Raw genomic sequence first — 11,178 nt, 5'->3', positions numbered from 1 at the left:
ACAGTGCATGGTTGGAACAATTTGCTTCGTTCTTCGAGCCTCTGGTTATCCATGCGAACAGCGCAGAAGAACGCGGAAGAGGGGACTGGACGTCCCCGCAGGTCAAGCCCCGTGGGCGATCTGACCCTTTCCCCAAGCTGAGTGTCCAACCATTGTTCTCATGCCCCCAAGATAGCCGAAATCGGGCCGCGAACGAAGTACAGGACGAATCCGGCCGAGACGACCCACAGCAGCCAGTGGACCTGGCGGGCACGGTTGCTCATGGCGTGGATGAGTGCCCAGGAGATGAATCCGACGCCGATTCCGTTGGCGATCGAATAGGTCAGCGGCATCGTCACCATGGTGAGGAAGACCGGCAGCGAGGTGCGGAAGTCGGTCATGTCGATCTCACGGATCTGCGTGACCATCATGGCGCCGACGACGACGAGCGCAGCGGCTCCGGCTTCCATCGGGATGACGGCGATGAGCGGTGAGAAGAACATCGACAGCAGGAACAGCACACCGGTGATGCAGGCGGCCAGACCCGTGCGTGCGCCTTCGGCGATTCCGGCTGCGGAGTCGACGAAGACCGTGTTCGACGATGCGGAGGCACCGCCGCCGAAGACCGCGCCGAGACCTTCGACGATGAAGGCTCCGCGGATGCGCGGGAACATTCCGTCCTCGGTCTGCAGCCCGGCGCTGCGGGCCAGTCCGGTCATCGACCCCATGGCGTCGAAGAAGTTCGTGAACACGAGGGTGAACACGAGCATCGTGGCTGCGAGGACTCCGATGTGCTGGAAGCCGCCGACGAGGTCGAAGGCGCCGATGAGACCGAAGTCGGGAAGGGCGATGACCTGTTTCGGGAATTCCGGAGCTGAGAGGTTCCAGCCCAGCGGGTCCGGATTGACCGGGTCGCCGACGGTGCCGAGCTTCGCGAACGCCTGGATGACGATCGCGGCGATCGTGGCCACGATGATGCCGATGAGGATGCCGCCGGGAATCCTCCGCGCCACGAGGATGCCGATGAGGACGAGCGCGAAGACGAAGACCAGCGTCGGCAGGGAGCCGATCGATCCGTCCTGCCCCAACTGGACGGGTGGGCCGGCCGGGGTGCGGGTGACGAACCCGGCGTTGACGAAGCCGATGAAGGCGATGAAGAGTCCGATGCCCACAGTGATCGCGATCTTCAGCGCATGTGGGACGGCGTTGAAGATCGCGGTGCGGATGCCCGTGGCACCGAGAACAACGATGATGACGCCGTTGATGACCACCAGCCCCATCGCATCGGCCCAGGTGACCTCCTGGACGACGGAAACGGCGAGGAAGCTGTTCATCCCCAGGCCTGCGGCCAGACCGAAGGGCAGTCGGGCGACGACGCCGAAGAGAATCGTGATGACGCCGGCGACGAGCCCGGTGACCGCGGTCAGCTGGGCGAAGTCGAGGCTGTCACCGGCGATGTCCTGGGAACCGCCGAGGATGAGCGGATTGAGGACGACGATATAGGCCATCGCGACGAAGGCGACGATGCCTCCGCGGATCTCCTGTCTGATCGTCGAGCCTCGATCGGTGATTTCGAAGAATTTGTCGAGAAGCCCCGGTCTCGAAGATGCGGTCTGCACCGCTTGGTCGTTGTCAGCCATTTTCATGGACCACCTCAGGTTGTTCGATTTGGTCAGCCGGCGACATCATCGTCGTCGGCCCTGCGCCTTGAACATGCGCAATGAAACAGTCGAGTATTCAGGCCCGGATACCGGACCGGGATACCGAAAAGTAATTCCATATCCTGGAAAACTCTTTCTGTTTCACCGAGCAAGTCTCGCCGCTAGCCCCTGGTGTGTCAATCATCACACCTCTGCCCGCGCCGATGCCATCCTTCGACAGGGCAGACGAAACCCCTGACCAGAAACGTCTGATCAGGGGTTTCCCTTGGCGGTGGCGGTGGGATTTGAACCCACGGTAGGGGGTTGCCCTACACAACATTTCGAGTGTTGCACCTTCGGCCGCTCGGACACGCCACCGCCGACAACTGTACAGCGGTGGACTTTCTGCGTCCAAATCGGTTCGCCGTGAGCTGGGACACGTCAGCGTTTGGCCGCGAAGAACTCCCTCAGCAAGGCCCGACTCTCCTCCGCCCGGACGCCCGAGGTGACCTCCGGATGGTGGAGTGCGGCGCGGTCGCGCAGCAGATCCCACACCGAGCCGACCGCCCCGGCCTTGTCGTCATAGGCCCCGAAGACGACCCTGTCGATGCGGGCGCCGACGAGGGCTCCGGCGCACATCACGCACGGTTCCAGCGTGACGACGAGGGTGCAGCCGTCCAAGCGCCATTCGCCCCTCGCCGAGGCGGCGGCTGAGATCGCCATGAGTTCGGCGTGGCCGAGCGGGTCGGCATCGATCTCGCGTCGATTGTGACCGCGCCCGAGGATCCCACCGGCACCGTCGATGACCACGGCCCCGACGGGAACGTCGTCATGAGCGGGCGCCAGGGCCGCCTCGGCGAGCGCATGACCCATCCATTCATCGAGCCGGGTCACGGACGCAGCGGTCAGCGTGCGGCCTCGAGCTGATCAGCGAAGCCGACGGTCTCACCGACATGGGCGACGACGCGGGCCGGGTCGGACCGATAGCTTTCCACCTGGTCGATCAGGGTGGCGGCGGGGACTCCGCGGTCGGAGTAGATATCGGCGTCACCGCCCCATTCGGCATCGGCGTCGAACTCGAGCATTTCGACCTCGTCTTCGTCGTCCTCCTCGTCGACGGCGGCTTCGTCATCCTCGGCACCGAAGTCCTCTTCGGGCTCGGCGTCATAGGCGTCGGGACGGGAGTCGAGGAAGTCGGCGAAGATCTCCGCGAACGGGCTCGCTTCGACCGCGGCGAGGTCGGACAGGAAGACCTTGATCTCATTGTTCCGGCACAGGCGCACGAGCCCGAACCATTCGTCTTCGTGTTCGATGACGGCCACGGCCTCTCCGTCATCGCCGGCTGCCGAACGCATCGTATCGATGAGGTCATCGAGGTCGTTCGCGTCACGGACGTCGACATCGAGGGCGCGGAAGCCATCGCCGGAATCGGCCAGGATCTCAGTGAAGTACGACATGCCTCCATTGTGAACGCTTCGCCCCGCGTTGACCACTGCCTTAAGCCCGAAGTTCTCCCGTACCATTTGGGTTATGCATCTTCACGTAGCCGACCACCCGCTCATCGCCCACAAACTCACCGCTCTGCGCGATGTGAATACGGATTCCGCTCGTTTCCGACAGCTCACCGAAGAGCTCGTCATGCTGCTGGCCTATGAGGCGACCCGGTCGGTGGCCGTCGAGGACAAGGAGATCTCGACTCCGGTGATGACGACCATCGGCACCCGCATCGCCGAACCCCGCCCCGTCGTGGTCCCGATCCTGCGTGCCGGACTCGGCATGCTCGACGGAATGCTGCGCATCCTGCCCACCGCCGAGGTGGGCTTCCTCGGAATGGTCCGCGACGAGACGACCTTCGAGCCCAGTGCCTATGCCGATCGCCTGCCCGATGACCTCACCGGCAGGCAGATCTTCATCGTCGATCCGATGCTCGCCACCGGCGGCACCCTGGCCATGGCCATCGACTTCCTGCTCGCTCGCGGAGCTCGCGACGTCACCGCCGTGTGCCTCGTCTCCGCCCCCGAGGGCGTCCAGCGCATCGAGCGCGACTACAGCGATTCCGCCGAGGTGAAGGTGTACACGGCGGCACTCGATGAGAAGCTCAACGAGAAGGGCTACATCGTGCCCGGACTCGGCGATGCCGGGGACCGGATGTACGGAATCGTCGACTGACGGCCCAGCGGATGACGATTTCGGTCGTCGACCTCGGCGACTGTAACGTCATATTTCGTCACAGTCGTCTCATTTTCGGGTTTTCCTTTGCGCGGCCGAAGTTATGTGACAAATAATGAAGTCATGACTTCGACGATCCATCAGATGCGAATGCCGGGCGCACATAAGTGTATGCCCTGCGTTCGTGGTCGGTGATCGCACTCCCGCTGTCCGGCCTCGAACGAGTTCACTCAAGCAGCGGACTCTTCCAGTCATATCGACCTCATGGTCGGAGCAAAGGACAGCTATGCCGAATCCAGAACCCGCCTACGTCCACCCCCGCAGTGCAGTGGCCACTCGACGTGCAGGAGCCAGGTTGAGCGCAGTCGACCCGCAGAACCCACCGCACACCTACGGGCCCGCCGGAGTCGTCCCCTCGCCGAAGGCCGCCCGCGGAATCATCGTCTACATCGGACTCGATGAGACCAAGGCCGCCGCCGACGGCACGAACCTCTCCGCGATCGCCGCTGAGCTGCAGGCCTACGCCAAGGAACTCGCCAGCCAGGCCGAGACCCAGGCCGTCATCGCCTTGGCACCGGAGGGCCGCGGCAGCGATATCGACGCCGTGCGAGCCGTGGCCAACGGCTCCCCCGCCGCGACCGGTGCACCGGCGGCGACGCACGGCCCCGTGCGTTCGCGCATTCCCAACCGCATCCACCCGCCGGCCCTGCGCGAGGAGGCCGCTCCGGCGGCTCCCGCGCCCCGCGGTTTCGGCGGACGGGCCGGCGACGCCTACACCCAGGCCACCGGCGAACGTCTGCGCATCGACATCCCCCGCCGCGAGGTCCGCATAGACGGCGACCTCGTCGATGTCACCACGAAGGAATTCGACCTGCTCGCCACCCTCGTCTCCCATGCCGATGAGACCCTGCCCCGTGAGGACCTCATCACCGCGGTATGGTCCGGCAGTGAGGTACCCGACGAACGCACCGTGGACGTCCACATCCGCCGACTGCGGCGCCGCCTCGGCGAATATGCCTCCGTGGTGCGCACGATGAGGGGTTCGGGGTATCGCTACGACACCCACCCCGATGTGACGGTGTGGAGCGCGACTGCGCGTCGCTGACGTCGTGCGGCTGTGAGCCGCGTCGCAAGTCGCTTCCAGCGTGGGGCCAGACTTCCCGGTTAAGATCGTTGATCGATGAACCAGGCATATTCCTCACCGCGCAGAAGGCACAGCCCCGCGAAGGGCATCACCGCATTGATCTTCGGGATCCTCTATGCGGCATTCCTGCTTCTCCACGATCTGCTGCCGACGCGGATGGGCATCGCGCTCATCCTCGAATCGGTGCTGCCGTGGACGGGAATCTTCCTCGCGCTCGTGCTGCTCATATTCCTCATCCGCTTCTCGTGGCTCTCGGCCATCGGATTCCTCGTGCCCGCTCTGGTGTGGACGGGGATGTTCGGCCCCGCACTGCTGCCGAATGAGGATTCCGGTGATCCGGACCTGACTGTGGCCACCCACAATGTGGGGGCGAGGATGCCGCAGCCCACGGCTGCCGCGCAGAACATCGTCGACCGTGATCCGGACATCGTCACGATCCAGGAACTCGAATCCCTGTCCGGCAAGATCATCCACAAGGAGCTCGACTCCTCGTTCGAGCATTCGCAGGTCGTCGACACCATCGGCGTATGGTCGAAGTGGCCGATGTCGGAGCCCGAGGAGGTCGACCTCGGCCTGCAGTGGCCGCGCGCGTTCGCGACCACGATCTCGACCGATCACGGTGACATCCGCTTCTATGCCGTGCATATGCCTTCGGTGCGACCGGGCCACGAATCTATGCGCAATGCCGCTCTGCGCCGCCTTGCCACGACGGTGGAGACCGATGGTGCCGAACATGTCGTCGTCGCCGGCGACTTCAACACGGCGACGACGGACAACAATATGGAGACCTTGGTGCCGCCGCTGCAGGATACCCGGGAAGAGGCCCGAGGCGGCTTCGGCTTCACCTGGCCCTCCCAGTTCCCCGTCACCCGGCTCGACCATGTCCTCTACCGCGGTTTCGACGCAACCTCCGACGAGGTTCTCGAACGCGGATCGAGCGACCACCGCGCCGTCCTCGCCGGACTCGACCTCAAGTAGTCGGACTCAGTTCGTGCACTGGCCTGTCGGCTGCGGTGTGCGCTCGGCGGCACCGGCGTCGAGTTCGTCGGCGATCTCGGCTCGGGTGAGGGCGTAGCCGGTTTCGTCATCGGTGGCGGAGCGGGCGAAGACCATGCCGACGACGTTTCCGTCGGCGTCGATGAGCGGACCGCCAGAATTGCCTTCCCTCACGATTCCGCGCAGTGCATAGACTTCGCGGACGACCGACTGCGAATCGTAGATGTCGAGTCCGCGGGCGTTGATCTTCTCCCGCACTCGAGTCGGTGAGATCGTATAGGGCCCGTTCGCGGGGAATCCGACGACAACGGAGTCATCGCCCGGTCCGAGTCCGTTGCCGAAGTCGAGGGCGGGAGCCTCGAGACCCTGGACCCGGAGCACGGCCACATCGGCTTCGGCGTCGAATTCGACCACTTCGGCGCGGTAGGGCCTGCCCTTGCCCCCGACCTGTACGGCCAGTTCCGTGGAGCCGGCCACGACGTGGGCGTTGGTGGCGACGAGTCCGTCCTCGTAGACGAAGCCGGAGCCTTCCGAACCGGTGGCGCAGCTGGTGGCCGTCGTCGTGATCTTGACGACCGAGTCCTCGACGCTGCGTCCGACATCGACCATGCCTTCGTCGGGTTCTCCGACCCCGCTGATCTGTTCGGGCTGCCCGGAGAACACCTGAGGGAACCCGGAGGCGCTCAGTCCCTTCGCCAGTCCGCCCGCCGCATTCTGGGAGGAGTAGGGAATGGTTCGGTCGATCGCGGCGATGACGGAGGAGTCGGCGACCCAGCGGTTGGGTTCGACGAGCGGGGTGGTGCGGATGAATCCTGCGGCGAGCCAGATGACGAGGACATAGACGATTCCGGCGGTGACGGTGCCGCCGACGGCGTCGATGCCCTGGCCGAGGTCGGAGTCCATCGTGTTCTTGATCCACGCCCCGATCCCGCTGCCGGCGAAGGCGAAGAGGACGCCGAGGACCAACGGCATCGAGGCCAGCAGCATGAGCACGCCCGGGTTGTCCATGACGTCGGTGCCGGCGCTCAGCGATTCGACGAGCGGGGAGAGCAATCGGCCGAGGATCCAGCCGACGATGAAGCCCGCCGCGGTTCCGAGGGCGGTGATGATGCCCTGGCGGAACCCGGCGAAGAGCGCCCCGATGCCGAGGACGATGAGGAGAATGTCGAAGATCGTCACCGCTGGAACTTACCGCACTGTCTGTTGGGAGGCGGCCTGTTTGGAGGCCGCGAGCAGACGTTCACGAGCGTCGGCGAACTGTTGGAGTTCGGCCCGTTCGATCTTGCGTTCCTGTTCGCCGCCGATTCCTGCGAGTACGCGCATCCGCGTCGTCGACAGCTTGCCGGAGGTGCGGATCATGGTCTTCATCTCCTCCTTGCCGCCCGGGAACGACTTCGCCCAGTCGCGTCCGTTCTTCCGGCCCTTCCAGGTTCCGAGCATGTCGACCTCGGCATGAGTGAGCCAACCGGAGTTCGCATAGTCGCCGAGCATGTTCTGAGTGTGCATGCGTTCGCTGCGGCGCAGGATGATCCCGAGAGTGACCCAGGCCGCGGAGAGGATGGCGCTGAGGACGATGAGGCCGATGATCTGCGGAAGCATTCCGCCCATCACGTCGCGGGTTGCTTGGCCGAGAACACCGAGGAACGTCATCGAGGCGTTCCAGAAGCCGTGCAGGACCATGCCGAGTGCAAGTCCGGGCAGCCACATGAGGATGAGTGACCACCACGGCCATTTGCGGGCGGCAAGGCCGATCGACACGCCAGCGCAGGTTGAGAACGCCGTGTGTAGCAGCGGCGATCCGAGGCAGCGCATGGCGAATGTCACTGCCAGTCCCGGAAGTTCACCGTCGTTCCACGACTGGCCGAGGTAGAGGATGTTCTCTGTGAAGGCGAAGCCCGCACCGATGAGTGAACCGTAGACGAGTCCGTCGAGGGGCCCTTCGAAGTGGCGCCGGGCGGCGAGGACGATGACGAGAAGGAGGACGGTCTTCGTCGATTCCTCGAGGATCGGAGCTTGAACCACCGCACCGATGACGTCGGGCACACCATTGATGCCGATCATATAGAGCGCGACCTCGCCGACGAGTGAGAAGCCGAGGGTGAGGATGACCGAGGCGACGGCACCCCAGAGCAGGCAGATGCCCAAGAGCAGCTTCGGCTGGGGCCTCCATCGATCGAGCCACAGTACATAGGCGATGATGCCGAGAAGAGGAATCGCCGCGAGTCCGATGAGACCGAAGAGGCGGACGCCGAAGCTCAGTCCGCCGAGCAGGGCAAGTAGTGCCAGTCCGATGACAAGCCCGACGAGTACGAGGATCGCGGCGACCAGGCGAACGATGTTACCCGTCGAATCAGGTGCGGCCTCCGGTTGTGCCTTCCGCACGGCACCGGTCCAGGGAGTGTCGGTGACGACCTGTTGGGGCGCCTGCATTCCTGCGCGGATCCGCATCTCCTGCGTCACCGTCGGGGCAAACCGCGGCTGAGCATAGACGCGAGCATGCGCAGGCGGGGACGCATACATCACCGGTTGCCCGGGAACCGGCTGCATCTGAGGCTGCATGGGTCGTCCTGGACCCGGCATCGGCTGTCCCTGATGCGGCATCGGCTGTCCCTGCATAGGCGGCTGGTTCTGCGGCGGCATGGATCGACCGGGCGCCTGCTGTGGGACTTGTGCCTGCTGCGACCCCTGTGGTCGCGGCCGGAACCGATCATGACTCTGCGGCTGACCCTGCTGCGGACTACGCGGCTGCTGCGGAGCGGCCTGGCCCGGTTGCTGCGGCATCTGTCCCTGCGCAGGGGGAAGGTTCGGGTTCGGTGGGCCCTGCACTTGGGGCGGCTGCGGTCTCTGGGAACCGGGACCGTTCTGTGCCGACATAGTCTGTCCTTCTGCAATGGGGGAAAATCCGCTCACCTCAGTCTAGAGTCGAAGCCCACCGTCGACGGCCTCGTCGTGTATCCGTCCAGCAACACTTCAGCCGACTGTCACGTTCTTCGAACGACCTCCCACGCCCCACTCAACCATTTTCGACTGTGGACGGGCGCAGTTTCGTCGACTCGATGTCGGCGGAGGAACCAGACGACCGTCAGACCGCCCCTGCACCCACGATCGTCGTCCGACGGTCGGCATCACCCGCCACACGCGCCCGATGCTGTCGTTCTTTCCCGGGGCCACTCCCCTCCCTCCACCGACCAGCACCTCGCCCACTCGCACGTCACATCCTGTGGATGCTCAAAGCAGTATCCACAGCCCCTCGAACCTCCCCTAGTGCGACAAGAGGCTCCCCGTGTCGAATCGGTCCATGATTACTCTCAGATTCGCATCGCTGCGCACCGCGCTGCTCCTCACCGTCCTCACAATCGCTTCGCTCATCGGGCTGGGACCGGCCATGGCCGCGGGACCGCCGGTCGGCCTCGGCGAAGTTCCGGTGCACTCCGCACCCAGCGCATACGGACCGGGCATCTGGCACCATGCGAAACAGGGCAAGACCTGGTACGGCTCCTACCGGACCTTCCCCGACACCTCCGCTTACTGCATCGATGCGGGCAAGAAGTCTCCGCTGCCGAAGTACTTCAAGGACGCGAAGGCCGACACGGTCACCTCAGCTCGCACAGCGTGGGCACTGCACGAATATGCCGGATCCGCGTCGAAGGATGTGCAGGCCGCGTTGAGCGCGATGGCCCGCCTCGACAAGGCACTCCCCCACGATCACACGGTGCCGCCACAGAAGCCGGCCGAACTCGGTAAGAAGTTCGCGGCGGCCGCGAAGAAGCACTCGACGATCCTCGCCGAGGCGAAGAAACTGGCGGGCCCCTACACCCTCGACATCAGCCTCGAGCCGGTCATGCGCATGCCCGTGCTCGAACCGTATGACGCCCCGGAGTCCGCCTCTTCTCCTGACTCCCGGGCCTCCGACTCGCCTGCCGGCAGCAAGGACAGCGCCGGCAAGGATGGCCCCGGCAAAGGCAAGGTCCTCGGCACTCCCACCGATGAGGCGACGCTGACGGTCTCCCTGCTCAGCGCCTCTGGTGCACAGATCCCCGACGTTCCCGTCACGCTCAAGACCACCGGCACGACCAAAGCCCCGACGACCGTGACCTCGGGGAAGGAACCCGTGGCCACGACACTGCAGGCGAGCGCCCCCGGCACTCTGTCCGTGACCGCCTCGGCGAAGGTCGCCCCGCAGACCGTGCGCGTCTTCGAACCGACGTCCGGCACGCGGGTACAGCGAGTCATCACCCCGGACACCCCCGATTCCGTCACGGACAAGGCGTCACTGGAGCTGAGTTCCCAGCCGAAGGTGACCACCGAGATCTCCGACCAGACACCGACACCGGGTGAAACAGTCACCGACGAATTCACCGTCTCCGGCCTCATCGGCGACCACGCCGTCACCGTCGAACACACCCTGTGGCACACCGCGACGGCACCGAGGCAGGGCATCAAGAACGATGACGCCCGCGAAATCGGATCCGTGACCTCGAAGAACGTCGGCAACGGCACCCACACGTCCGACGAGGTCACCGTGCCTGAGGACTTCCGCGGTTGGCTGTACTTCACCGAGACGATCGCCGGAGACAAGGCAACGAAGGAATGGAGGGGAATCCACGGCCAACCCCGCGAGACCGGATTCGTCCCGTGGACTCCGACCGCCGACACCGAGGCGGTGCTCGAGGGGACATCGACCCACGACGAGGTGGCGGTGACCGGTCTGCGGCCGGGTTCCGAAGCCGTTCTCACCATCACCGCTTACCATATGGAGACCAAACCAGAGCAGTCGAAGGAGTCCGACGGCACCGAGCTGTCCGTACAGGACTTCACCGTCAACGCCGACGAGAACGGCCGCGTCGAAATCGACACGGAGCCGATCGATATGCCTGTCGGCTGGGTCACCTATGTGACGACGATCGAGGGCAGCGACGTCAACAAGGCGTGGACGAGCGACTGGGGCGTTCCTGCCGAGACCGTCCACCGTCCGCCCGAGGAGCCAAGCACGCCTCCGGCTCCCCCGGAACAGCCGGAACGGCCCGAGGCTCCCGAAGCCCCGGAGAAGCCGGACACCCCACCGGCCGCACCGGTCGCGGAAACTCCCGCGGCGCCCGAGACTCCGGCGGCCCCGGCACCATCCGGTGAGCTGCCCCGCACCGGCACGACAGGCAACGGCATGCTCATCGGCCTGGGCATCGTCCTAGTCGGACTCGGCTCAACGATCCTGCTGATCTCCGGCAGCCGCCGCGAGAAGGACTGAGAAGT

The 11,178-nt window shown here is 65.1% G+C and carries 9 protein-coding genes and 1 tRNA gene; 4 read left to right on the top strand and 6 right to left on the bottom strand.

The window, feature by feature from the left end; all coding sequences use genetic code 11:
• Nucleotides 1-158: 158 nt before the first annotated feature.
• The 4 genes from D3I60_RS09665 to D3I60_RS09650 form a co-directional block, all read right to left on the bottom strand.
• Entirely contained in the window at nucleotides 159-1,619 is a 1,461-nt protein-coding gene (locus D3I60_RS09665) for an NCS2 family permease (RefSeq protein WP_262775950.1), read from the bottom strand.
• Between the two features lie 287 nt (nucleotides 1,620-1,906).
• Nucleotides 1,907-1,997 (bottom strand) — tRNA-Ser (locus tag D3I60_RS09660).
• Between the two features lie 63 nt (nucleotides 1,998-2,060).
• Entirely contained in the window at nucleotides 2,061-2,492 is a 432-nt protein-coding gene (locus D3I60_RS09655; RefSeq protein ID WP_262776090.1) for a nucleoside deaminase, read from the bottom strand.
• Nucleotides 2,493-2,524: 32 nt separating this feature from the next.
• On the bottom strand, nucleotides 2,525-3,076 hold the full coding sequence (locus D3I60_RS09650; protein WP_262775949.1) for a tRNA adenosine deaminase-associated protein: 552 nt from the start codon (nucleotides 3,074-3,076) through the stop codon (nucleotides 2,525-2,527).
• Between the two features lie 73 nt (nucleotides 3,077-3,149).
• On the opposite strand from D3I60_RS09650, the gene upp reads away from it, so the two are divergent.
• The 3 genes from upp to D3I60_RS09635 all read left to right on the top strand — a co-directional run bounded on the left by upp (nucleotide 3,150) and on the right by D3I60_RS09635 (nucleotide 5,910).
• On the top strand, nucleotides 3,150-3,788 hold the full coding sequence (gene upp, locus D3I60_RS09645) for a uracil phosphoribosyltransferase (RefSeq protein WP_262775948.1): 639 nt from the start codon (nucleotides 3,150-3,152) through the stop codon (nucleotides 3,786-3,788).
• A gap of 286 nt (nucleotides 3,789-4,074) precedes the next feature.
• A complete protein-coding gene (locus D3I60_RS09640) occupies nucleotides 4,075-4,893 on the top strand; it encodes a winged helix-turn-helix transcriptional regulator (RefSeq protein WP_262775947.1) in 819 nt (272 codons plus the stop codon).
• A gap of 75 nt (nucleotides 4,894-4,968) precedes the next feature.
• Nucleotides 4,969-5,910, top strand: coding sequence for an endonuclease/exonuclease/phosphatase family protein (locus tag D3I60_RS09635; RefSeq protein ID WP_262775946.1), 942 nt, complete (start codon nucleotides 4,969-4,971; stop codon nucleotides 5,908-5,910).
• Between the two features lie 6 nt (nucleotides 5,911-5,916).
• Here D3I60_RS09635 and D3I60_RS09630 read toward each other — a convergent pair whose 3' ends face one another.
• A complete protein-coding gene (locus D3I60_RS09630; RefSeq protein WP_262775945.1) occupies nucleotides 5,917-7,107 on the bottom strand; it encodes a MarP family serine protease in 1,191 nt (396 codons plus the stop codon).
• Nucleotides 7,108-7,116: 9 nt separating this feature from the next.
• Entirely contained in the window at nucleotides 7,117-8,487 is a 1,371-nt protein-coding gene (locus tag D3I60_RS09625; protein ID WP_262775944.1) for a PrsW family intramembrane metalloprotease, read from the bottom strand.
• A 739-nt stretch (nucleotides 8,488-9,226) separates the two neighbouring features.
• Between D3I60_RS09625 and D3I60_RS09620 the strand changes: the two genes are divergently transcribed.
• A complete protein-coding gene (locus tag D3I60_RS09620; protein WP_262775942.1) occupies nucleotides 9,227-11,173 on the top strand; it encodes an LPXTG cell wall anchor domain-containing protein in 1,947 nt (648 codons plus the stop codon).
• Nucleotides 11,174-11,178: the final 5 nt, after the last annotated feature.

The organism is Brevibacterium permense (assembly GCF_025506275.1).
Taxonomy (GTDB): Bacteria; Actinomycetota; Actinomycetes; order Actinomycetales; family Brevibacteriaceae; genus Brevibacterium; species Brevibacterium permense_A.
Note: the sequence above shows the minus strand (reverse complement) of the source record. Positions and strands in the feature narration are given on the sequence as shown.

Excerpts from the sequence above, each read along its gene's own strand:
- D3I60_RS09625 (WP_262775944.1), bottom strand. The coding sequence starts at position 8,487 with ATGCAGCCTCAGATGCAGCCGGTTCCCGGGCAACCGGTGATGTATGCG.
- D3I60_RS09620 (WP_262775942.1), top strand. The coding sequence starts at position 9,227 with ATGATTACTCTCAGATTCGCATCGCTGCGCACCGCGCTGCTCCTCACC.
- D3I60_RS09640 (WP_262775947.1), top strand. The coding sequence starts at position 4,075 with ATGCCGAATCCAGAACCCGCCTACGTCCACCCCCGCAGTGCAGTGGCC.
- D3I60_RS09635 (WP_262775946.1), top strand. The coding sequence starts at position 4,969 with ATGAACCAGGCATATTCCTCACCGCGCAGAAGGCACAGCCCCGCGAAG.
- D3I60_RS09655 (WP_262776090.1), bottom strand. The coding sequence starts at position 2,492 with ATGGGTCATGCGCTCGCCGAGGCGGCCCTGGCGCCCGCTCATGACGAC.
- upp (WP_262775948.1), top strand. The coding sequence starts at position 3,150 with ATGCATCTTCACGTAGCCGACCACCCGCTCATCGCCCACAAACTCACC.
- D3I60_RS09650 (WP_262775949.1), bottom strand. The coding sequence starts at position 3,076 with ATGTCGTACTTCACTGAGATCCTGGCCGATTCCGGCGATGGCTTCCGC.
- D3I60_RS09665 (WP_262775950.1), bottom strand. The coding sequence starts at position 1,619 with ATGGCTGACAACGACCAAGCGGTGCAGACCGCATCTTCGAGACCGGGG.